A 23,537-nucleotide genomic window follows, 5' to 3' on the forward strand; every position below is an offset into this window, starting at 1 on the left:
CTTGTCCGAAAAGTCTGCAACTTTTCGGGATCATGCTAACGGAAGGTAAGGATCGATGGCAAAAGCAGCGACCCCGAAAACTACCGCCGCGGCCGAAGAAAAGCCTGCGGCGAAGGCGCCCGCCAGAAAGCCGGCGGCTCCAAAAACCGCAGCAAAGGCTGCCGCTCCCAAGGCAGCGGCTGCAACCGGTGCTGTTGGCCATGTCACACAGGTCATTGGCGCGGTTGTCGACGTCAAGTTCCCCGAGGGCCAGCTTCCGCTGATCCTCAACGCGCTTGAGGTCGATAATCAGGGCAATCGTCTGGTTCTCGAAGTTGCGCAGCACCTTGGTGAAGACACGGTCCGCACCATCGCCATGGACGCGACCGAAGGTCTCGTGCGCGGTCAGGAAGCGCGTGATACGGGCAGCCCGATCATGGTTCCGGTCGGTGAGGAAACGCTCGGCCGCATCATGAACGTCATCGGCGAGCCGGTTGACGAAGCGGGTCCGATCAAGACCAAGACCCTGCGCGCCATCCACCAGGATGCTCCGGAATATACCGAGCAGTCCACGGACGCCGAAATCCTCGTTACGGGCATCAAGGTCGTCGACCTTCTCGCTCCTTACGCCAAGGGCGGCAAGATCGGCCTGTTCGGCGGCGCGGGCGTCGGCAAGACCGTTCTGATCATGGAACTGATCAACAACGTCGCCAAGGCGCATGGTGGTTATTCGGTCTTTGCTGGTGTGGGTGAACGTACCCGCGAAGGTAACGACCTTTATCACGAAATGATCGAATCGGGCGTCAACAAGCTCGGCGGTGGCGAAGGCTCGAAAGCGGCCCTCGTTTACGGCCAGATGAACGAACCCCCGGGTGCTCGTGCCCGTGTTGCCCTGTCGGGTCTGACGGTTGCTGAAAACTTCCGTGACCAGGGCCAGGACGTTCTGTTCTTCGTGGACAACATCTTCCGCTTCACGCAGGCGGGTTCCGAAGTGTCGGCTCTTCTCGGCCGTATTCCTTCGGCAGTTGGTTATCAGCCGACGCTCGCGACCGACATGGGCGCGATGCAGGAGCGCATCACCACGACGACCAAGGGTTCGATTACCTCGGTTCAGGCCATTTACGTTCCTGCCGACGACTTGACCGACCCTGCACCGGCAACCTCGTTTGCTCACCTTGACGCAACGACCGTTCTTTCACGTTCGATCGCGGAAAAGGGCATCTATCCGGCTGTCGATCCGCTCGACTCCACCTCGCGCATGCTCGATCCGAAGGTTGTCGGTGAAGAGCATTACGAAGTGGCCCGTCAGGTTCAGTCGATCCTTCAGCGCTACAAGTCGCTGCAGGACATCATCGCGATCCTGGGCATGGATGAACTTTCCGAAGAGGACAAGCTCACGGTTGCGCGCGCGCGCAAGATCGAACGCTTCCTCTCGCAGCCGTTCTTCGTGGCCGAAGTCTTTACCGGTGCGCCGGGCAAGCTGGTCGATCTGGCCGACACGATCAAGGGCTTCAAGGGTCTTTGCGCCGGCGAATACGATCATCTTCCGGAAGCTGCCTTCTATATGGTCGGCAGCATCGACGAAGCGGTCGAAAAGGCCAAGAAGCTGGCTGCGGAAGCGGCTTGATGAATTGAATTTCCGGCGGGCTTTCATGTCCGCCGGAAATGCCTGTTCATTTTGTTTGAGCACGATCTTTTTCGAAAATTGCTGTCCATATTTCGGGATCACGCTCTGAAGAATTAAGTGAGAACCATGGCTCAAGCTTTCCAATTCGAACTCGTATCGCCTGAGCGGCTCCTGCTTTCAGCGCAGGTGACGGAAGTCGTTATCCCGGGCAGCGAGGGCTATCTGACGGCTCTGGCCGGGCATTCGCCGTTGATGACGACGATCATGCCGGGCATTGTTACGGTGAAGCTGGCCGATGGCAAGCCGGATTCCTACGTGGTTTTTGGCGGTTTCGCCGACATTACACCGCAGGGCTGCACGGTTCTGGCCGAATCAGCGACACATATCGATGACATCGATCCGGCAGATATTCAGCGGCGCATCGATCATGCGCGCGAGCTTCTCAATGATGCTTCGTCTGTCGAGCATCGCACCAAGGCCGAAATTTTCCTGCATCAGCTCATGACGTTGCAGGGAACGGTTCTGCCTGCCTGATTGCGATTGTCTTTTTCTTTCTTCAAAGCGGGCTTCGGCCCGCTTTTTTGATTCCGGAATGCTTTATCACCTTATTTCAAGCGCGGACCGCTGCGAGAATCGGCGGGATGGATAGTTATGCGCACAGGTTCATCTCGGGAAAACACTGGACAATCCCCTCGATAAGCCATGAAATGCCGTTCAGACTATCAACGATGTGGATTCGGCGGGGAGCCGCATAGATGAAATCGGATTTGGCAAGCCCTCACGATGTCGTAATCATAGGGGCAGGCATTGTCGGGGTTGCTACTGCGGCCTTGCTGGCGGAGGCGGGCCGCAAGGTTCTGGTGATAGACCGAAGCGGCATTTGCGAGGAAACGAGCAGCGGGAATGCGGCGGCGCTGGCTTTCTCGGATATTCTGCCGCTGGCCTCCAAGGGCGTGATGGGCAAGGTGCCCGGCTGGCTGCTGGATCCGCTCGGGCCGTTTACAATCCGTCCATCCTATTTTCCCAGGATGGTTCCATGGCTTTACCGCTTCTGGCGGGCAAGCAGCGCCAGCGTGCAGGCGAAAACAGCCGCAGCACAGGCGGCGATCATGCGTCTTGCCGAAAGCGAGATGCTGTCGCTGATCGATCGCGCCGCACTGCGCGACAGGCTGCGTGAAGACGGCAATCTGGAGCTTTATGAAAGCGAGGCTGAACTTGCCGCATCCCAGCCCGGCTGGGATGTGCGTGAGAAGGCCGGGATTGCCTATGAACATGTGCGCGGAGCCCGGCTTGCGCAATTGCAGCCGGGATTGAGCCCGCGCTTTGTTGCGGGAACCTTCGTGCCGGGCTGGAAGAATGTGAGCGATCCCAAACTGTTCGGACAGGCCATCTGGGCCTATGCGGAAGGTCTGGGTGCGCGATTGAGGCAAGGCAAGGTCGTACATGCCCGACCCACGGATGCAGGCGCTATATTGCGGCTTGAGGACGGCACCGAAATAGCCGCCCCGCATCTCGTCATCATGGCTGGCGCATGGTCGCGCAGTCTGGCGCAGGCATTTGGCGATACGGTTCCGCTGGATACCGAGCGCGGCTACAACACCACTTTGCCGGTGGGCAGTTTCGATGTGAAGCGGCAACTGACCTTTCCCGGCCATGGCTTTGTCATCACCCCCATGGCAACGGGCCTGCGCGTGGGTGGCGCGGTCGAATTCGGCGGTCTCAGGCTGGCGCCAAATTTTGCGCGATCCGAAGCCATGCTCAAAAAGGCAGCCAGGTTCCTTCCGGGTCTGAAGACGGAAAACGGGCGGCAATGGATGGGCTATCGTCCCTCAATGCCCGATTCGCTTCCCGTGATCGGGCGCGCTGCGGCGGCAAAAAATGTTTATTACGGTTTTGGCCATGGCCATCTCGGTCTGACCCAGTCGGCAGCGACCGCACGCCTCATTTGCGATCTGATTGCCGATGACAGGCCGGCAATCGATCTTTCACCCTTCGCGCCTCAACGTTTTCGGAACTGACCCTCATGGCAAGACATTCCTTCTTCTGCATCGACGGACATACATGCGGCAATCCCGTGCGTCTGGTGGCGGGCGGCGGCCCGAACCTGCAAGGTTCGACCATGATGGAGAAGCGTGCGCATTTTCTGGCGGAATATGACTGGATTCGCACCGGACTGATGTTTGAGCCGCGCGGTCACGACATGATGTCCGGCTCGATCCTTTATCCGCCAACGCGGCCCGATTGCGATGTGGGCGTGCTTTTCATCGAGACATCGGGCTGCCTGCCCATGTGCGGCCACGGAACCATCGGCACCGTGACGATGGCGATCGAGCAGGGACTGGTGACGCCGAAAGTACCGGGCAAGCTCAATCTCGACACGCCTGCGGGGCTGGTCGCGATCGAATATGAGCAGGATGGCCAATATGTCGAGCGCGTGCGGCTGACCAATGTGCCGGCATTCCTCTATGGGCAGGATTTCGAGGTGGAATGCCCCGATCTTGGGCCGTTAAAGGTGGATGTCGCCTATGGCGGAAATTTTTATGCAATCGTCGAGCCGCAAGAAAATTACACGGATATGAAAGATTATTCCGCGTTGCAGCTGATCGCATGGAGTCCGGTGCTGCGGCAGCGCCTCAACGAAGCCTATCAATTCCAGCATCCGGAACTGAAAGATATCAACCGGCTGACCCATATTCTGTGGACAGGAAAGCCGAATCACCCGGAGGCGGATGCGCGCAACGCTGTTTTCTACGGCGACAAAGCCATTGATCGTTCGCCCTGCGGCACCGGCACTTCAGCGCGTATGGCGCAGCTTGCGGCCAGGGGAAAGCTCAAGCCCGGGGACGATTTCGTGCACGAATCAATCATTGGTTCGCTGTTTCACGGCCGTGTGGAAAAGGCGGTGGAAGTGGCTGGACGCCCCGGAATCGTTCCTTCCATAGCGGGATGGGCGCGGATGACCGGCTATAATACGATCTTTATCGATGATCGCGATCCGTTCGCGCATGGGTTTAGCGTTGCATAAACCGGTACGGTTGACAGGAATTGCGATCTGTGCCCAATTTTTTGCGATTTAGCCAGCGGGAAAAAAATGGAATAAGCCACCGCTGGCAGGAGAAAAAAACGTATACAGGGCGCTTTATAGGGGACATAACTAGTTTCGGGGAGAGGATGGGAACTTAGTCTTTTGTCGAAGACAAAAAGGGTTGCAATCCTCCATACAGCCGTTAGGTGTAAATAACCGGAAATAAAATGAAGCCGCACGAAATAATGATGCGGCAATAAAATTCCGGCAGAGTAAATGGGTGGCTTCTCTATGGAATATTTCCTCCAGCAGGTGATCAACGGGCTTGCGCTCGGATCGATCTATGGGCTGATCGCCATCGGCTATACGATGGTCTACGGCATTATCGGCATGATCAACTTCGCGCATGGTGACGTTTTCATGCTCGGCGCCTTCATGGCGCTTATTGTTTTCCTGATAATCACCACTTTCATCGGCGCGCTTCCACTGGCGCTGATGCTGCTTGTGATGATGGTTGTCGCCATGCTTCTGACGGGGCTTTGGAGCTGGGTCATCGAGCGCGCGGCCTACAGGCCCTTGCGCGGCTCGTTCCGGCTTGCGCCGCTGATTACGGCAATCGGCATGTCCATCGCATTGTCGAACTTCGTTCAGGTGACGCAGGGGCCGCGCAACAAGCCGGTGCCAAATCTGCTCAGCGGCACTTATAACCTGTTTGGCACCAATGTCACGATTTCGCTCAAGCAGATCGTGGTCATCGTGGTGACGGCGGTGCTGCTGACGATCTTCTGGTATATCGTCAATCGCACGTCGCTGGGTCGTGCGCAGCGCGCCTGCGAGCAGGATCGCAAGATGGCGGCGCTGCTCGGCATCAATGTCGACCGGGTGATCTCGCTCACCTTCGTCATGGGCGCGATGCTCGCCGCGGTGGCCGGGACGCTTTATCTGAGCTTTTATGGCGTGATTTCCTTTGCGGACGGTTTCATTCCCGGCGTCAAGGCGTTCACGGCTGCGGTTCTGGGTGGCATCGGCTCGCTTCCGGGCGCGGTTGTCGGCGGTCTGCTGATCGGTCTCATCGAGGCATTGTGGTCAGCTTATTTCTCGATCGACTACAAGGATGTTGCCGCGTTCTCGATCCTTGCCATCGTGCTTATCTTCATGCCGTCCGGCATTCTTGGCCGTCCTGAAGTCGAAAAGGTGTAATCATGGCCGTACAAACAGGTTCACGCCCGGATTCCCTTTTTGGCCGGGCCATTCGCGAAGGCATCATCGCCGGCCTGCTGGCACTGGGGCTGTTCATTCTCATCGTCGGCTTCAAGACCGATCAGAACATCAACAACGCACTGGTGCTGGACCAGCGCTGGGGCGCACTTGCGGTTCTCGTTGCGCTGTCGGCGGTCGGGCGGTTTGTCTTTATCGCTTTCGTCAACCCTTGGCTCGATGCGCGCAAGCTGGAAAAAAGCAGCCGCGCGGCGGTGGCGCCGGAAGACCGCTCCTTTTTTGTCCGGCATTTTTCACAAATCGGAGTGTTGTTCCTTTTCGCCTATCCGATCTTCATCGTCACCACGCTCGGCTGGCAGGGATCGCTCAAATGGGTGGATAATTTCGGCGTCCAGATCCTCATCTATGTGATGCTTGCATGGGGCCTCAATATCGTGGTCGGCCTCGCTGGCCTTCTTGATCTTGGCTATGTGGCATTTTATGCGGTGGGCGCTTATTCCTACGCTATCCTGTCGAGCTATTTCGGCCTTTCCTTCTGGGTTCTGTTGCCGATTGCAGGGCTTCTGGCGGCGACATGGGGCGTCATTCTCGGTTTCCCCGTCCTGCGCCTGCGCGGTGACTATCTGGCCATCGTGACGCTGGCATTCGGTGAAATCATCCGCCTTGTGCTGATCAACTGGACCGACCTGACAAGAGGCACGTTCGGTATTTCGGGCATCGCAAAGGCGACGTTCTTCGGCCTGCCGTTCAATGCCAGCAAAGACGGCTTTGCCGCCTATTTCGGCCTGTCGTTTTCGGCGGCGCATTACAAATTCTTCCTCTATTATATCATTCTGCTGCTTGCTCTGCTGACGGCATGGGTCACCATCCGCATGCGCCGCATGCCGGTGGGGCGCGCATGGGAAGCCTTGCGTGAAGATGAGATCGCCTGCCGCTCGCTCGGCATCAATACGACGACAACCAAGCTGACCGCCTTTGCGACGGGCGCGATGTTCGGCGGCTTTGCCGGGTCGTTCTTTGCGGCGCGCCAGGGGTTCGTCAGCCCTGAATCCTTTATCTTCCTTGAATCCGCGGTCATTCTGGCCATCGTGGTTCTCGGAGGCATGGGGTCGCTCGTCGGTATCGCGATCGCTGCGGTTCTCATGATCGGCGGTACGGAAATCCTGCGTGAGATGAGCTTCCTGAAAGTTGTTTTCGGAGCCAACTTCACGCCTGAACTCTATCGCATGCTGATTTTCGGTCTGGCCATGGTGATCGTCATGGTCTGGAAGCCGCGCGGCTTCGTCTCAAACCGGGAACCGAGTGCATTTCTCCACGAGAAAAAATTGGTGTCAGGTGCCTTTACCAAAGAGGGGCACGGCTGATGGCGGAGACAATCAATATGGCCGGGAATATGGCTGGCAATGGTTCGAAAGACACCATTCTCACAGTTGAACACCTGTCGATGCGCTTTGGGGGCCTCATTGCGATCAATGATCTGAGCTTCGAAGTGAAGCGCGGCGAGATCACAGCGATCATCGGGCCGAATGGTGCAGGCAAGACCACGGTCTTCAACTGCATCACCGGCTTCTACAAGCCGACCGGTGGCATGCTGTCCATGCACAGCAGTACGGGCGAGGAGTTTCTTCTTGAGCGCCTGCCCGACTTCAAAATTACCAAACAGGCGAAAGTGGCGCGTACATTCCAGAATATCCGGCTTTTTTCCGGCCTTACCGTTCTGGAAAACCTTCTTGTCGCACAGCATAATACGCTGATGCGGGCTTCCGGCTTCACCATATTGGGATTGTTCGGCCTGCCCAGTTACAAGACGGCTGCGCAGGACGCCATCGAGAAGGCGCGGCACTGGCTCGAAAAGATCAACCTGATTGCCCGCGCCGATGATCCGGCGGGTGATCTGCCCTATGGTGATCAGCGCCGGCTGGAAATTGCCCGCGCAATGTGCACCGAACCGGAAATCCTCTGCCTCGACGAGCCGGCAGCGGGTCTGAACCCGCGCGAATCGGCGCAGCTTAACAAGCTGCTGCTTGATATTCGCAATGAGACGGGCACGTCGATCCTGCTGATCGAGCATGACATGTCGGTGGTGATGGAGATTTCCGACCATGTCATCGTGCTCGAATATGGCACCAAGATTTCCGACGGCTCGCCCGAAAACGTCAAGAATGATCCGCGCGTCATCGCCGCTTATCTCGGCGTTGATGACGAGGAGGTCGTGGAACTCATCGAGGATGCGGACAAGCCCGGTGCGGTCGATCCAATCGAAGCGGTGACGGCGCAGCTTGCCGATGAGGCCATCGAGGAAGTGGAGGCTGAAGAAGCCGCCCGTCTTTCCGGGGGGCTTTCTGGCGCGCGCGATGGCAAGCCTGATAATCTCACGCTTATCAAGGGCATCGGGCCTGTCAATGAACGCAAGCTCAATGCGCATGGCATCTATCATTTCGATCAGATCGCAGCGTGGAGCGAAGCCGATATAGTTCAGGCCGAATCCTATCTGGCCTTTGACGGGCGCATCGCCCGCGAGGACTGGGTCGGGCAGGCAGGAAAACTGGCGAAAGGCGAGGCAACGGAATTTTCCGCACGGGTGGAATCCGGTGACGTTCCCACGAGCCACAAGACATCTCCCGCAAGGGCTTCCGGGCCCAGGAAGGGAGACAAGTGATGCAGGCTGAAACCATGCAGAAAAAGCAACCTCTTCTGGCCGTCGAAAAGGTCGAAACCTATTATGGCAATATCCGTGCCCTCAAGGGTATCGATATGTCCGTGGAGCAGGGAGAGATCGTCACGCTGATTGGCGCGAACGGGGCGGGCAAATCGACGCTGATGATGACGATTTTCGGGTCGCCGCGCGCACGATCAGGCCGTATCCTGTTTGAAGGCCACGATATTACGCAGCTTCCGCCGCATGAAATCGCCAAGCTGCGCATTGCGCAGTCGCCGGAAGGTCGGCGCATTTTTCCGCGGATGACCGTTCTTGAAAACTTGCAAATGGGTGCGAGCCTCGATAATCAGGCGCATTTCGAAGAAGATGTGGCGCTGATGTTCGACCTGTTTCCGCGTCTGAAGGAACGTATCAACCAGCGCGGCGGCACACTTTCGGGCGGTGAACAGCAGATGCTGGCAATCGCGCGCGCGCTGATGGCGCGTCCGCGCCTGCTGCTGCTGGACGAGCCGTCTCTGGGGCTTGCGCCGCTGATCGTCAAGCAGATTTTCGAGGCGATCAAGGAGCTGAACCAGACAAAGGGGCTGACGGTATTTTTGGTCGAACAGAATGCTTTCGGCGCGCTCAAGCTGGCGGATCGCGGCTATGTGATGGTCAATGGATCGATTACCATGAGCGGCTCTGGCCGCGAATTGCTGGCCGATCCGGAGGTCCGCGCGGCCTATCTCGAAGGCGGAAGGCATTAGAGCGGTTCCGGTTTTGACACAAGCCTTGGAACTGCTCTATTTATTTGATTGACGCATTGTCCTGACGCAAAACCGTTTCACACTTTTGCTGGCAATGCTCGAGGGAGAAATCATGCAGGGAATTCTTTACGAAGAACCGTCGTTCTGGCTGTTTTTTCTCATTACCTGTCTTCTGGGCGGCTGGGCAGCATGGATGACAGGCCGCGCCTGTGCGCAGACATGGCGCCCCTATGGCGTCTTGCTGCTTTATCTCATTCCGCTGGGCGCCGCCGTCCGGTTCATCCACTATGCGCTCTTTGAAGGCACGCTTTTGTCGCTCCATTACTATCTGGTCGATGTGATCGTGCTGATCATCATCGGGTCGGTTGGTTTCCGGTATACAAGGACCAAACAGATGGTGCGCCAATATAGCTGGCTTTACGAGAAAGCTTCTCCGCTGAACTGGAGGGCTAAATAAATCAGGCTCCGTCATTTTGAGCATTCCACCAAAAACAAACGATTTTGACCGGGGAATGCATAAAACAAAAGAAAGAGCGGCTCCGGAAAGCTTCATAAACCGGGTGCTCGAAATGGCGGAGTTTTAAAAGAATCACGTTGAAAACAAGGTTCAACGTAGATGTTGCTGGGTATTCAGCACGGCATAAGGCGATGCAGAAACATCGCTTCGGGGTAACTAAAACGGGAGTTCAAGGAATGAAGAAGTCGCTTTTCTCAGGCGTAGCGCTTGCGGCAGTCATCGCGTTTACAGGGTCGGCCTGGGCCGATGTCCTGCTCGGAATCGGCGCACCGCTGACCGGTCCCAATGCTGTTTACGGGGCGCAGATTCAGCGGGGCGCAGAAGCTGCAATCAAGGAAATCAATGATGCCGGCGGCCTCAACGGCGAAAAAATCGTCATTACGCTCGGTGACGACGTGTCCGATCCGAAGCAGGGTATTTCCGTCGCCAACAAATTTGCCGCCGATGGCGTCCAGTTTGTCATTGGCCACTTCAATTCCGGTGTCTGCATCCCGGTTTCGACCGTTTATGCAGAAAACGGCATTCTGCAAATCTCGCCGGGCTGCACCAATCCGGTTTATACGGAACAGGGTCTGTGGAATACATTCCGCACCTGCGGTCGTGACGACCAGCAGGGCGTCGTTGCCGGTCAGTACATTGCCGATCATTTCAAGGATGCCAAGATCGCGGTAATCCACGACAAGACGCCTTATGGCCAGGGCCTTGCCGACGAAACCAAGAAAAAACTGAACGAACTGGGCATCAAGGAAACCGTCTATGAAGGCGTGAATGTGGGCGAGAAGGATTTCTCTGCTCTGATCGCCAAGCTCAAACAGCAGGATATTGGTGTTCTCTACTGGGGTGGATTGCACGCCGAAGCCGGTCTTATCATGCGGCAGCTGGCCGATCAGGGGCTGAAGGCGCAGTTTATTTCCGGTGACGGCATTGTTTCCAACGAACTGGCATCGATTGCAGGCGATGCGGTTGAGGGAACGCTCAATACGTTTGGTCCTGATCCGCGCAACAACCCGGACAATGAGGCACTCGTGAAGAAATTCCGCGATGCCGGGTTCGAGCCTGAAGCCTACACGCTTTATTCCTACGCAGCCGTCCAGTCACTTGCAGAAGCGGCCAAGGCTGCCGGCAGCAATGATCCGCAGGAAGTGGCAAAAGCGATGAAGGAGAAAGGCCCGTTCAAGACCACGCTTGGCGATCTCGCCTATGACGAGAATGGTGATCCGAAGCTTCCCGGCTACGTCTTGTACAAGTGGGAAAAAGATGCTGACGGAAAATATAATTACGTTCAGCAGTAATATTTGTCAGTATTATTTCGTACTGATAGAGAATGCCCGGCTTTCAGCCGGGCATTTTTATTTTATAATTTCTGTAATTGCATGATGTCATGAATAAAGAATTTGAAGTCGGCTATTTCTTGGGATGGACAATCTTCTCCCGGTGTCACTCTATCTGTCATGGCGAAGTTGTTTGCATGGCATGCAATAAGCATTTCGTTTCGCGGACAAGCCTGAATATCGGGATTTGATGCGGGACTCGTATTGAATGGGAGTTGATTGAAATGAAGAAATCTTTGTTCTGCGGCGTTTGCTTTTCGGCACTCGTGGCCATGGGAGGCGCGTCCTTTGCCGATGTGCTTCTTGGTGTCGGAGCGCCGCTGACCGGCGGTCAGGCTGCGTTCGGTGAACAGGTCAAGCGCGGCGTGGAGGCAGCTGTTGCGGAAGTCAACGCCAATGGCGGGATGAACGGCGAGAAAATCTCGATCGTGTACGGTGATGACGCCGCCGATCCACGCCAGGGCATCTCGGTTGCCAACAAGTTCGTAGGCGATGGCGTTCAGTTCGTGATCGGCCATTTCAATTCCGGCGTGAGCATACCCACTTCGGATATTTATTCCGAAAACGGCGTATTGATGATTGCTCCGGGAACCACCAATCCGACTTTTACCGAACGCGGTCTGTGGAATACATTCCGCACCTGCCGCCGCGATGACCAGCAGGGCATTGTCGCGGGTAAATATATCGCCGATCATTATGCGGACGGCAAGGTCGCCATCCTGCATGACAAGACCCCTTATGGACAAGGCCTTGCCGACGAGACGAAAAAGTCGCTGAACGCCAATGGCAAGGAAGAGGCGCTTTATGAAGGCGTCAATCAGGGCGACAAGGACTTTTCCGCGCTGATCTCCAAGATGAAGGCTGCGGGCATCACGGTCGTTTACTGGGGTGGCATGCATGGCGAAGCCGGTCTGATCATTCGCCAGATGGCCGACCAGAATCTTGATGCGCAGTTCATTTCCGGCGACGGTATCGTATCGAACGAACTGGCTTCCATCGCGGGCGATGCGGTGGCGGGCGTCATGAACACCTTTGGCCCCGACCCGCGCGAAGATGCGGCCAATGCTGAACTGATCAAGGCATTCCGTGACAAGGGCTTTGAGCCGGAAGCCTATACGTTCTATGCCTATGCCGGTGTGCAGTCGCTCGTCGATGCAGCCAATGCCGCAGGCAGCAATGATCCGCAGGAAGTGGCGGAAGCGCTGAAAGGCAAGGGACCGTTCAAGACCGTGCTCGGGGATCTTTCCTATGACACGAATGGCGATCCAAGCCTTTCGCCCTATGTCATGTTCGAATGGCGCAAGGGCGACGATGGCAGGTATAATTACGTTCAGAAATAATTTGTCTGAAGTCAGAGCGTAACAAGCACTGAATTCTTCATGATGCCCGGCTTTTAGCCGGGCATTTTGTTTTTGCACGCCTTTTGCATAGTTCGTTGCACTCGATCCCATTGCAGGGTAAGCAAATGCAAAATCATCGTTGCAGTTTGGGAGTTCTGTCTTGCCTATCAGAAAAATTCTGGTCGCCAACCGTTCCGAAATCGCCATTCGCGTGTTCCGCGCGGCCAATGAGCTGGGCCTTAAAACGGTGGCGATATGGGCGGAAGAAGACAAGCTCTCACTGCATCGTTTCAAGGCGGATGAAAGCTATCAGGTCGGGCGCGGGCCGCATCTCGCGCGTGATCTGGGGCCGATTGAAAGCTATCTTTCCATTGATGAAGTGATCCGCGTTGCCAAGCTTTCGGGCGCGGATGCAATCCATCCGGGCTATGGGCTTCTGGCGGAAAGCCCGGAATTTGCCGAAGCCTGCGCGCAAAACGGCATCATCTTCATCGGCCCGAAGCCGGAAACCATGCGACGGCTCGGCAACAAGGTGGCCGCGCGCAATCTGGCCATCGAGGTCGGCGTGCCGGTGGTGCCTGCGACCGAACCCTTGCCTGACGATATGGACGAGGTGAAGAAGCTCGCCGCCGGGATCGGCTATCCGCTGATGCTCAAGGCAAGCTGGGGCGGCGGCGGGCGCGGTATGCGTGTCATCCGTGCGGAAGAGGACCTTGAACGCGGCGTGACGGAAGCCAAGCGCGAAGCCAAGGCGGCTTTCGGCAAGGATGAAGTTTATCTCGAAAAGCTGGTCGAGCGCGCGCGCCATGTGGAAGTGCAGGTTCTGGGCGATACGCATGGCAATGCGGTGCATCTTTATGAGCGCGACTGCTCCATCCAGCGCCGCAATCAGAAGGTGGTGGAGCGCGCGCCAGCGCCCTATCTCGATGACGCGCAGCGGCAGGAACTTGCCGGATATGCGCTCAAAATTGCCCATGCGACCGATTATGTCGGTGCGGGCACGGTCGAATTCCTGATGGATGTCGACACCGGCGCGTTTTATTTCATCGAGGTCAATCCGCGCATTCAGGTGGAACATACCATCACGGAAGAAGTGACGGGGATCGACATCGTCAAGGCGCAGATTCATATTCTCGACGGTGCGGTGATTGGCACGCCGGAATCGGGAGTGCCGCCGCAGGAGGAAATCCGCCTCAACGGCCATGCGCTGCAATGCCGTATCACCACTGAAGACCCGGAACAGAACTTCATTCCCGATTATGGCCGCATCCAGGCCTATCGTTCGGCATCGGGTTTCGGCATCCGTCTGGATGGTGGCACGGCCTATTCGGGCGCGGTCATCACCCGTTATTACGATCCGCTGCTGGTGAAGGTCACCGCATCGGGCGCAAGCCCGCTGGAAGCCATCCGGCGCATGGACCGCGCGCTGCGCGAGTTCCGCATTCGCGGGGTTGCCACCAATCTGACTTTTGTTGAAGCGATCATCAATCATCCGAAATTCCTGTCGAATGATTATACGACGCGCTTCATCGACACGACGCCTGAACTTTTCACGCAGATGAAGCGGCAGGACCGTGCGACCAAGCTTCTGACCTATATTGCCGATGTGACGGTGAACGGGCATCCCGAAACCAAGGGCCGCGCCGAGCCATCGCGCGATGCAGCCCGGCCAATCGTACCGTGGTTTGGCGATCATCCGCCTGCGGACGGCAGCAAGCAGTTGCTCGACAGGCTTGGTCCGCAAAAGTTTGCCGAGTGGATGCGCAATGAAAAGCGCGTTCTGGTGACGGATACGACCATGCGCGACGGTCATCAGTCGCTGCTGGCGACGCGCGTTCGCACCTATGATATTGCGCGCATCGCCAATGCTTATGCGCAGGCGCTGCCCAATCTGTTTTCGCTCGAATGCTGGGGCGGCGCTACCTTCGATGTTTCCATGCGCTTTCTCACGGAAGATCCGTGGGAGCGTCTGGCCAAGGTGCGTGAGGGCGCGCCCAATATCTTGTTGCAGATGCTTTTGCGCGGCGCCAATGGCGTCGGCTACAAGAGCTATCCCGACAATGTGGTGAAATATTTCGTCCGTGAAGCAGCCAGAGGCGGCATGGACCTGTTTCGCGTGTTCGACAGTCTCAACTGGGTCGAGAATATGCGCGTATCGATGGATGCGGTGCTTGAAGAGAACAAGCTCTGTGAAGCAGCCATCTGCTATACGGGTGATATTCTCAATCCGGAACGCGCCAAATATGATCTTAAATATTATGTCGATCTGGCCAAGCAAGTCGAAAAGGCCGGTGCGCATATCATTGCGGTCAAGGATATGGCGGGGCTTTTGAAGCCTGCCGCAGCCCGCGTTCTGTTCAAGGCATTGCGCGAGGAAACCGATCTGCCGATCCATTTCCACACCCATGATACGTCCGGCATTTCTGCTGCCACCGTGCTGGCGGCGGTTGATGCAGGTGTCGATGCGGTCGATGCGGCTATGGATGCATTTTCGGGCAACACGTCGCAGCCGTGCCTCGGTTCGATTGTCGAGGCACTGCACGGATCCGAGCGCGATCCGGGGTTGGATACGGAATCGATCCGCCGCATTTCCTTCTACTGGGAAGCGGTGCGCAACCAATATGCGGCCTTTGAAAGTGATCTCAAGGGCCCGGCTTCGGAGGTTTACTTACATGAAATGCCGGGCGGTCAGTTTACGAACCTGAAAGAACAGGCTCGTTCGCTGGGGCTTGAAACGCGCTGGCATGAAGTGGCGCAGGCCTATGCCGATGTGAACCGCATGTTCGGCGATATTGTCAAGGTCACGCCGTCTTCCAAGGTGGTGGGTGATATGGCGCTGATGATGGTGAGCCAGGACCTGACTGTGGCCGATGTCGAAGATCCCGACAAGGATATTGCTTTCCCCGATTCGGTGGTTTCAATGATGCGCGGTGATCTGGGCCAGCCGCCAGCCGGATGGCCGCAGGCGCTTCAGAAGAAGGTGCTGAAGGGTGAAAAGCCGTTCACCGAACGCCCCGGTTCGCTGCTTAAACCGGCTGATCTGGAAGCCGAGCGCAAGTCGGTTGAGGAAAGTGTCGAGCGCGAAATCACCGATCAGGAATTTGCATCCGCACTGATGTATCCCAAGGTCTTCACCGACTATGCGGCAGCGCATGAAAATTATGGGCCGACCAGCGTTTTGCCAACGCCGGTCTATTTCTACGGTCTCAAGCCGGAAGAAGAGGTTTTTGTCGATCTCGAACGTGGCAAGACGCTGGTGATCGTCAATCAGGCGATCAGCGAGACGGATGAGAAGGGCATGGTGACGGTGTTCTTCGAGCTCAACGGACAGCCGCGCCGCGTCAAGGTGCCCAACCGCGCCAAGGGCGCTTCGGGTGGTGTGAAACGCAAGGCGGAACTGGGCAATGACCGGCAGGTTGGCGCGCCGATGCCGGGCGTGGTTTCGACCGTCGCGGTCGCCGTGGGGCAGAGTGTCAAGGCGGGGGATGTGCTGCTTTCCATCGAGGCCATGAAGATGGAGACGGCGCTGCGTGCCGAGCGTGATGGCGCAATTGCCGAAGTGCTGGTGCGGCCCGGCGAGCAGATCGACGCCAAAGACCTGTTGATTGTTTATGCGGAGTGACCCGCACTAGTGGATTGAATTTGACGTTTGAATCCCGGCTGAAACATATGCTGTTTCAAACGTCAAATTTGAAAAATCCACTAGATACATATACTTGCTAGTGGTCTTTTTGATCCCAACATTTGCTCAGCGCTTGAGCCGAGGGATGCAAATGTTGGAATCAGACCACTAGAATTGACGAGAGCTATGATGGAACAGCTTGCCGGACGGGAAAATGCGGTGGGAAAATCCCTGCCGCTTATCACCAGAGAACGCGTCGCCGTCGCGCTGCTGTTCCTGATGAACGGCTATATTTTCGGCGGCTGGGCTCCGAAAATCCCTGAATTCGCTGCACGGCTCGGTTTCGACAGCGCGGCGATGGGATTGATGATTTTCGTTTTCGGTGTCGGCTCGCTGGCCTGCATGCCCATTGCGGGCGCTCTGTCGGCGCATCACGGTTCGAGCATCGTCGCACGCATTGCGGCACTTGCGCTCGTGCCTGCCTTGTTCATCATCGCCTTGGTTCCCAATGTGCCTGCGGCCATTGCGGCCATGCTTTATTTTGGCGGCACGATCGCGGCCATGGATGTGGCGATGAATACCAATGCGGTCGCGGTGGAAAAATCCATGCGCCGCGCCATCATGTCATCCTGCCATGCCTTCTGGAGCCTTGGCGGCTTGATCGGCTCGGCGACGGGCGGTCTTCTGATCGCGCGTGTCGGCGCGACGACCCACGCTGTCATCACGATGGTCGTGGCCGCAATCCTGCTTGCCATCGCATGGCCGAAAGTCATTTCGGACCAGCCGGTTCATCAGTCCGGGCAAAAGCAGAAATTGCGATTGCCGCGCAATCCGTTGCCGTGGCTGATTGGCGTCATGGCGCTGTTTTCCATGATCCCGGAAGGGGCAATCCTTGATTGGGGCGCCTATTATCTGCGCGACGAGTTGGGTGCGTCGGTCGTGGTGGCGGGGTTTGGCTTTGCGGCCTTTTCCTTCACCATGGCGATCATGCGCTTTGCCGGCGATCTGGTGCGCGACCGTTTTGGCGCAGTGAAGACATTGCGGGTCTGCACATTGATTGCGATGGCAGGCTTGCTGACTGCCGGGCTTTCCAGCCATCCCTATGCGGTGATCGTGGGCTTTGCCATTTGCGGCATCGGGATTTCCAATATGGTACCCATCGCCTTTTCCATGGCGGGGAACCTGCCGGGCGTCAATCCGGGCGTCAGCCTGTCCATCGCCACGACGCTTGGCTATTCGGGCATGCTGGTCGCGCCTTCGCTGATCGGCTTTGTGGCGCGCCATAGCGGCTTTGGCGTGGTGTTCGTCGCCATGCCCGTGCTGCTGCTGGTTGTCCTGTCGTTTTCAGGTCTTGCGCGCTACGCCGATCAGAAACATTAATTATTCCGCGGTCCAGCCGCCATCGACCGGCAGGGCTGCGCCATTGATCTGTGCTGCCGCATCGGTGATCAGGAAAGCGGCGAGCGCGCCGATCTGGCCTGCGGTAACGAATTGCTTTGTGGGCTGTTTTTCCAGCATCACATCATGGATGACCGTTTCGCGATCCATATTATAGGCTTTCATCTGATCGGGAATCTGCGCCTCGACCAAGGGGGTCAGCACATAGCCGGGGCAGATGGCGTTGGCTGTGATCTGGTGCTGCGCAAGTTCAAGTGCGGTGGTTCTGGTCAGCCCGACAATGCCGTGCTTGGCTGCCACATAGGCCGATTTATAGGGCGAAGCCACGAGGCCATGGGCGGAAGCAATATTGATGATGCGACCCCAGCCTGCTTTTTTCATATGTGGGATCGCTGCGGCAATCGTATGAAAGGCCGAAGTCAGGTTGATTGCGATGATGCGGTCCCACTGTTCGGGCGGGAAGTCTTCAATCGGGGCCACATGCTGGATACCGGCATTGTTGACGAGGATGTCGGCGCTGCCGAGCGCTGCGACGCTCTTGTCGATGAGCGCGCGGCATTGGTCCGCCTTTGCCATGTCGGCCTGAATATAGATCACGTTAACGCCATGTTTTCTGGCGATTGTCTGCGCCAGTGCGTGGTCCTCTTCCCGGTCGGTGAACGAATTGATCACGACATTGTGCCCTGCCGTGGCAATCGCATGGGCGATGGCAAGGCCGATGCCCGAATTGGAACCGGTAATGATTGCAGTCTTGCGGTCCGGGGATGCGCTCATCGACTTATATCCTGTTTGCCAATCGGGACATAATGAGAGGGCGACAGCGCGACGGCAAGAGATTATATAGAGGAAACCACAGGCGGACGGACATTGACAAATGCGCCAAGCCGCGTCACCTGAATGCAGGCCCGATCAGAAGCAGTTCCGGGGAAGCGCAAAGCGGTTTTCGTGCGGAATTGTGCAAGACAAAGAACAGAGCGATATGTCTTTCGAGACCCCCAATTATTTTTCGCAGCCTTTCCCCCGCCGCCAGTCCGTTGGCGTCGATGTTGGCGGCATCATGGTCGGCGGCGGCGCGCCTGTCGTCGTCCAGTCCATGACCAACACCGATACGGCGGACGTGGATTCGACGGTCGCCCAGGTGGCAGCGCTTTATCAGGCAGGGTCCGAGATCGTGCGTATCACGGTGGACCGCGATGAATCCGCTGCCGCCGTGCCGAAAATCCGCGACAGGCTCGAACGGCTCGGCATGGATGTGCCGCTGGTGGGTGATTTTCATTATATCGGTCACAAATTGCTGGCCGATCATCCCGGATGCGCGCAAGCGCTTGCGAAATATCGCATCAATCCGGGCAATGTCGGCTTCAAGGACAAGAAAGACAAGCAGTTCGCCGATATTGTCGAAATGGCGATCCGCCATGACAAGCCGGTGCGTATCGGCGTCAACTGGGGCTCGCTCGATCAGGAATTGCTGACCACATTGATGGATCGCAATCAGGCGGAAGGCGCGCCTTTGAGCGCGCAGGAAGTCATGCGTGAGGCGATTGTGCAATCGGCGCTGATTTCCGCCAATCTGGCTGAGGAGATTGGCCTTGCGCGCGATAAGATCATCCTGTCAGCCAAGGTCAGCCAGGTGCAGGATCTGATCGCCGTCTATACGATGCTGGCGCAGCGTTGCGACCATGCACTGCATCTGGGCCTGACCGAAGCGGGTATGGGCACCAAGGGAATTGTTGCTTCTTCAGCTTCCATGGGCATTCTTTTACAACAGGGCATTGGCGATACGATCCGTATTTCGCTGACGCCGGAGCCGGGCGGCGACCGCACCCGCGAGGTTCAGGTGTCGCAGGAATTGTTGCAGACGATGGGCTTTCGCCAGTTCATCCCGATTGTTGCGGCCTGTCCGGGCTGCGGGCGCACCACATCGACGGTGTTTCAGGAATTGGCGCAGACGATTCAGGACGATATTCGCCGCAACATGCCGGTCTGGCGCGAGAAATATCCGGGCGTCGAAGCGCTTTCGGTGGCGGTCATGGGATGCATCGTCAACGGGCCGGGCGAATCAAAACATGCCGATATTGGCATTTCTTTGCCCGGTACGGGCGAAACGCCCTCCGCGCCGGTCTTTGTCGACGGCAAGAAGGTGACGACCCTGCGCGGCCCGGCGATTGCCGAGGATTTCCAGCAGATGGTTTCCGAATATATCGAAAACCGCTTTGGAGCAGGTCGTAAAATCGCTTCCTGATCAGCTTTGCCGCTCGGCGATAAAACGCGCAGCCTGTTTGAGGGTGGCGGCGTCTTCTCCGAATGGCTCAAGCAGGCTTTCGGCCTGCTTGACGAGCCCCGCCAGTTGCTTGCGCGTCCAGTCGATGCCATGCAGCGCGACCAGAGTGGCCTTGCCTGCTTGCGCATCCTTGCCGGTGGCCTTGCCCATGGCGGATGCATCCGCCGTCACATCGAGAAGATCATCGGCAAGCTGGAAGGCGAGACCGATTGCCGAGCCGAATTCGGCCATGCGCTCGCGATCTTCGCGCGGCGCATTGGCAATGATTGCGCCTGCCTCGCAGGCAAAGCGGATCAGCGCGCCGGTTTTCATGGCTTGCAGCGTGATGATGCCCGCTTCGTCCGGCTTGTCGGTTTCGGCCATCAGATCGAACGCCTGACCTCCGACCATGCCGCCAATACCTGCGGCGCGGGCAAGGGCTGCGACAAGCTGCACGCGGACATGCGGCGCAAGGTCTGTTCCGTCGGATGCGATAATGTCGAATGCATAGGTGAGCAGGCCATCGCCTGCCAGAATGGCTGCGGCTTCGTCGAAAGCCCGATGCACGGTGGGCTGGCCGCGGCGCATATCGTCATTGTCCATGGCGGGCAGATCGTCGTGAACCAGCGAATAGCAATGAATACATTCGAGCGCCGCCGCAACACGCAAAACCGGCTCGCCGGTCTTGCCGAACATGGCGGCACTTTCGATCACCAGAAAAGGGCGCAGCCTCTTGCCGCCGTTCAACACGCCGTGACGCATGGCCGCAAGCAGGCGCTGCGGTCGTGCAATCTCGCCGGTGCGCAGGCGCATGTCGAGCATGCCGGCCAGCATCGTTTCCACTTCGAGCGCGCGGCGGTTGAGAGAGTGAACAAAATCGTCAGACAGGTTTTCCATATAAAAGGGGATGGACGAAAGCGGTTGCGCGGTCAACTGGTCATGCAGATGAGCACAGGCTTTTTCATATGGCGGTCATCCTGCGTCCATTTGGAATCTAAAATGGGTCCCAACTTTTCGGAATGCATGTGAGCCGAGCGTTTGCGGCTTGTGTCACGCGCAAGATTATGGAATCGAGTTCAAACCTGTTAAGGAATACCATAAAGGCGCAGGCAACGGGCAGGGATCGTGGCGAAAATCATCATCAAGAACAGAGGCGGACGCAGCTATCTCGCCGAGCCGCCGCGCTGGGGCCGAAGGATCGTGATCGCGTTCTGGCTTCTTCTGGTGCTGGCATTGCTGCCTTTCGCGCTGCTGTTTCTCTACTCCGTGCCGTCCGTCCGTCCCGTTTCGACACTGATGGTCGTGGATAAGGTGCTGTTGCAGGACGTGGATCGGCAATGGGTGAATATCGAGGATATAGCCCCCGTGCTGGTCAATACGGTCATGATGTCGGAGGACGGGCAGTTTTGCAGCCATGATGGCGTCGACTGGCATCAGCTCAGTCTCGTCCTCGAAGATGCGGGCGATGGCGCGCCAAGCCGTGGCGCATCGACGATCACGATGCAGGTGGTCAAGAACCTCTTTTTGTGGAATGGGCGTTCCTATATCCGCAAGGGATTGGAGTTCCCTCTCGCGATCGCTACCGATACGATCCTTTCCAAGCGGCGCATTATGGAAATCTATCTCAATATTGCCGAATGGGGGCCGGGCATTTACGGGATCGAAGCCGCAGCGCAGCATTATTTCAAAAGACCGGCGGCAAAACTGACTGCGCAGCAATCGGCGCTTCTGGCCGTCACCCTGCCCAATCCGGCAATGCGCAACCCGACCAAGCCGACCCGCGCCATGCAGCGTACCGCGCGGATCGTTTCGGGCCGTGCGGCAAGGGCCGGACCCTATGTTACTTGCGTCAGATAGGGCTGTAAGCTAAAAAAAGATCAGACTCCCGCTGGTCAAATGCCGCGAGAGCGTGTATAGGCACCTGACTTTCCGGAATTTTGTCCGCTGTGACAGGCTCCGCCGGGGCCGTGCCGGACCTTTATTGACCGATCAGTGGAGCTGAATCCATGGCTGTACCAAAACGAAAAACTTCTCCGTCGCGTCGCGGCATGCGCCGTTCGGCCGATGCGTTGAAGGCACCGACCTATGTTGAAGACAAGAATTCGGGCGAACTTCGCCGTCCGCATCATATCGATCTGAAGAGCGGTATGTATCGCGGCCGTCAGGTTCTCGAACCGAAGGAATAAGTCTGATCCCGCAATTTGCGGAAATCAGATTTCTATCTTTAAAAGCCGTTTCCGGTTCGCCGGAAACGGCTTTTATTATTGGCGGACGATGCCTGAAATCCAAACGCAGAACTTGCCATAAGGCGCTTTTTAGTCTTTCTCTCTGGCAATGGTTCTTCAAGGAGGAAAGAATGACCGCTTCTACTGGTCCGAAGACAATCGTCATTGCCAGCGCCGCTCGCACGGCGGTCGGCACGTTCAACGGAGCGTTCGCCAATGTTCCCGCCCATGAACTGGGTGCGCTAGCGATCAGTGCGGCGCTGGAGCGGGCGGGCGTTGCAGCCGCTGATGTCGATGAAGTCATTCTTGGGCAGGTGTTGACGGCGGGCGAGGGGCAGAACCCGGCCCGTCAGGCGGCGATGGCGGCAGGCTGTTCCAAGGAAGCGACGGCTTTTTCCATCAACCAGTTATGCGGTTCCGGCTTGCGCGCTGTGGCGCTCGGCATGCAGCAGATTCTTGCCGGCGATGCGAAGATCGTGGTGGCTGGCGGACAGGAATCCATGTCGATGGCGCCGCATTGCGCGCATTTGCGCGGCGGCGTGAAGATGGGCGATTTCAAGCTGGTCGACACTATGCTGAAGGATGGCCTGACCGATGCTTTCCATGGCTATCATATGGGCGTGACGGCTGAAAATATCGCCGGGCAGTGGAAATTGAGCCGTGACGCGCAGGATGAGTTTGCGCTTGCTTCACAGCAAAAGGCCGAGGCCGCGCAAAAGGCTGGGCGGTTTGATGAGGAAATCGTGCCCTTCACCGTAAAGACCCGCAAGGGGGAAACAGTGGTTTCAGCAGATGAATATATCCGTCACGGAACCACGATTGAGGCGCTTGCAAAGCTCAAGCCTGCTTTTGATAAGGAAGGGACCGTTACGGCAGGTAATGCGTCGGGCATCAATGACGGTGCTGCCGCTCTTGTTCTGATGGATAGCGCAGAGGCGTCAAAGCGCGGCATCGCGCCGATGGCGCGCATCGTTTCATGGGCGACGGCGGGTGTCGATCCGTCGATCATGGGAACCGGCCCTATTCCTGCGACAAGGAAAGCGCTGGAAAAAGCAGGCTGGAGCGTGAACGATCTTGATCTTATCGAGGCCAATGAAGCCTTTGCGGCGCAATCCTGCGCGGTGGTTCGCGATCTTGGGCTGAACCCGGAAATCGTCAATGTGAATGGCGGTGCAATCGCCATCGGGCATCCGATCGGCGCATCCGGTGCGCGCGTGCTGACCACGCTTCTTTTTGAAATGAAGCGGCGCAATGCCAAGCGCGGTCTTGCCACGCTTTGCATCGGCGGCGGCATGGGTGTCGCCATGTGTGTTGAACGCGATTGAGCCTTGAAATTGAGCGACTGAGCAAGGCGGCCTTCGGGCCGCTTTTTTATTCAGGCTTTGCCGAAAGCGCTGCAAACCTTAACAAGATCCGGATTTCTGGTTCTTTTGAAGGCGATAGGCGGCAATTATATAGGGGTGTTGCGGCCATCACCTACCAGATATTGTGGGAACAAACAGGGAAATGTTCTCAATCAGCGATTCGTCGCTGATTCGTTCCGGCTTTGGCCTGAAGGTTAATGACGGGGAGTGTTTTCTTGCGGCACGA

General features: G+C 57.2%; 20 protein-coding genes. 18 read left to right on the forward strand and 2 right to left on the reverse strand.

Features of this window, described 5'->3' with window-relative positions; translation table 11 throughout:
- Positions 1-55: 55 nt before the first annotated feature.
- From atpD to DKP76_RS15070, 13 genes are all read left to right on the forward strand, one after another.
- Positions 56-1,606 (forward strand): F0F1 ATP synthase subunit beta, encoded by a 1,551-nt coding sequence (atpD, locus tag DKP76_RS15005; protein ID WP_109707617.1) that lies wholly within the window; start codon positions 56-58, stop codon positions 1,604-1,606.
- Positions 1,607-1,732: 126 nt separating this feature from the next.
- Complete coding sequence (locus tag DKP76_RS15010) at positions 1,733-2,140, forward strand: F0F1 ATP synthase subunit epsilon (protein ID WP_109707618.1); 408 nt, start codon at positions 1,733-1,735, stop codon at positions 2,138-2,140.
- Between the two features lie 221 nt (positions 2,141-2,361).
- Positions 2,362-3,624, forward strand: a complete 1,263-nt coding sequence (locus DKP76_RS15015) for an NAD(P)/FAD-dependent oxidoreductase (protein WP_109707619.1) — start codon at positions 2,362-2,364, stop codon at positions 3,622-3,624.
- Between the two features lie 5 nt (positions 3,625-3,629).
- On the forward strand, positions 3,630-4,631 hold the full coding sequence (locus tag DKP76_RS15020; RefSeq protein WP_109707620.1) for a 4-hydroxyproline epimerase: 1,002 nt from the start codon (positions 3,630-3,632) through the stop codon (positions 4,629-4,631).
- 291 nt (positions 4,632-4,922) lie between these two features.
- Positions 4,923-5,831, forward strand: coding sequence for a branched-chain amino acid ABC transporter permease (locus tag DKP76_RS15025; protein WP_109707621.1), 909 nt, complete (start codon positions 4,923-4,925; stop codon positions 5,829-5,831).
- Positions 5,832-5,833: 2 nt separating this feature from the next.
- The gene (gene livM, locus DKP76_RS15030; protein WP_109707622.1) at positions 5,834-7,213 is read left to right on the forward strand and encodes a high-affinity branched-chain amino acid ABC transporter permease LivM; all 1,380 of its coding nucleotides are present in this window, start codon (positions 5,834-5,836) and stop codon (positions 7,211-7,213) included.
- 29 nt (positions 7,214-7,242) lie between these two features.
- Positions 7,243-8,508: an ATP-binding cassette domain-containing protein gene (locus DKP76_RS15035; protein WP_109707731.1), complete on the forward strand. Its 1,266-nt coding sequence runs from the start codon at positions 7,243-7,245 to the stop codon at positions 8,506-8,508.
- Entirely contained in the window at positions 8,508-9,254 is a 747-nt protein-coding gene (locus tag DKP76_RS15040; RefSeq protein ID WP_109707623.1) for an ABC transporter ATP-binding protein, read from the forward strand. Before DKP76_RS15035 ends, DKP76_RS15040 begins: the two co-directional genes overlap by 1 nt.
- A gap of 112 nt (positions 9,255-9,366) precedes the next feature.
- Entirely contained in the window at positions 9,367-9,711 is a 345-nt protein-coding gene (locus tag DKP76_RS15045) for a DUF6867 family protein (protein WP_109707732.1), read from the forward strand.
- Positions 9,712-9,947: 236 nt separating this feature from the next.
- Positions 9,948-11,063, forward strand: a complete 1,116-nt coding sequence (locus tag DKP76_RS15050) for a branched-chain amino acid ABC transporter substrate-binding protein (RefSeq protein ID WP_109707624.1) — start codon at positions 9,948-9,950, stop codon at positions 11,061-11,063.
- A 263-nt stretch (positions 11,064-11,326) separates the two neighbouring features.
- Complete coding sequence (locus DKP76_RS15055; RefSeq protein ID WP_109707733.1) at positions 11,327-12,442, forward strand: branched-chain amino acid ABC transporter substrate-binding protein; 1,116 nt, start codon at positions 11,327-11,329, stop codon at positions 12,440-12,442.
- Between the two features lie 160 nt (positions 12,443-12,602).
- Positions 12,603-16,064, forward strand: a complete 3,462-nt coding sequence (pyc, locus tag DKP76_RS15060) for a pyruvate carboxylase (RefSeq protein ID WP_109707625.1) — start codon at positions 12,603-12,605, stop codon at positions 16,062-16,064.
- 189 nt (positions 16,065-16,253) lie between these two features.
- The gene (locus tag DKP76_RS15070) at positions 16,254-17,444 is read left to right on the forward strand and encodes an MFS transporter (RefSeq protein ID WP_109707626.1); all 1,191 of its coding nucleotides are present in this window, start codon (positions 16,254-16,256) and stop codon (positions 17,442-17,444) included.
- Here DKP76_RS15070 and DKP76_RS15075 read toward each other — a convergent pair whose 3' ends face one another.
- Entirely contained in the window at positions 17,445-18,236 is a 792-nt protein-coding gene (locus DKP76_RS15075) for a 3-hydroxybutyrate dehydrogenase (protein ID WP_109707627.1), read from the reverse strand. It lies immediately after the preceding gene.
- Positions 18,237-18,441: 205 nt separating this feature from the next.
- Between DKP76_RS15075 and ispG the strand changes: the two genes are divergently transcribed.
- Positions 18,442-19,704 (forward strand): flavodoxin-dependent (E)-4-hydroxy-3-methylbut-2-enyl-diphosphate synthase, encoded by a 1,263-nt coding sequence (gene ispG, locus DKP76_RS15080; RefSeq protein ID WP_109707734.1) that lies wholly within the window; start codon positions 18,442-18,444, stop codon positions 19,702-19,704.
- Here ispG and DKP76_RS15085 read toward each other — a convergent pair whose 3' ends face one another.
- Entirely contained in the window at positions 19,705-20,619 is a 915-nt protein-coding gene (locus DKP76_RS15085; protein WP_109707735.1) for a polyprenyl synthetase family protein, read from the reverse strand. It abuts the gene before it with no gap.
- A gap of 228 nt (positions 20,620-20,847) precedes the next feature.
- On the opposite strand from DKP76_RS15085, the gene mtgA reads away from it, so the two are divergent.
- From mtgA to DKP76_RS19055, 4 genes are all read left to right on the forward strand, one after another.
- The gene (gene mtgA, locus DKP76_RS15090; RefSeq protein WP_109707628.1) at positions 20,848-21,579 is read left to right on the forward strand and encodes a monofunctional biosynthetic peptidoglycan transglycosylase; all 732 of its coding nucleotides are present in this window, start codon (positions 20,848-20,850) and stop codon (positions 21,577-21,579) included.
- A 149-nt stretch (positions 21,580-21,728) separates the two neighbouring features.
- Positions 21,729-21,908 carry a 50S ribosomal protein L32 gene (rpmF, locus tag DKP76_RS15095; RefSeq protein ID WP_002964856.1) on the forward strand — a complete coding sequence of 60 codons (180 nt, stop codon included), beginning with the start codon at positions 21,729-21,731 and terminating at the stop codon, positions 21,906-21,908.
- A gap of 170 nt (positions 21,909-22,078) precedes the next feature.
- Positions 22,079-23,272 (forward strand): acetyl-CoA C-acetyltransferase, encoded by a 1,194-nt coding sequence (locus DKP76_RS15100; RefSeq protein ID WP_109707629.1) that lies wholly within the window; start codon positions 22,079-22,081, stop codon positions 23,270-23,272.
- Positions 23,269-23,481 (forward strand): hypothetical protein, encoded by a 213-nt coding sequence (locus DKP76_RS19055; protein ID WP_146198934.1) that lies wholly within the window; start codon positions 23,269-23,271, stop codon positions 23,479-23,481. Before DKP76_RS15100 ends, DKP76_RS19055 begins: the two co-directional genes overlap by 4 nt.
- Positions 23,482-23,537 lie beyond the last annotated feature (56 nt).

Origin of the sequence: Falsochrobactrum shanghaiense (assembly GCF_003149535.1) — a bacterium.
Lineage (GTDB): Bacteria > Pseudomonadota > Alphaproteobacteria > Rhizobiales > Rhizobiaceae > Brucella > Brucella shanghaiense.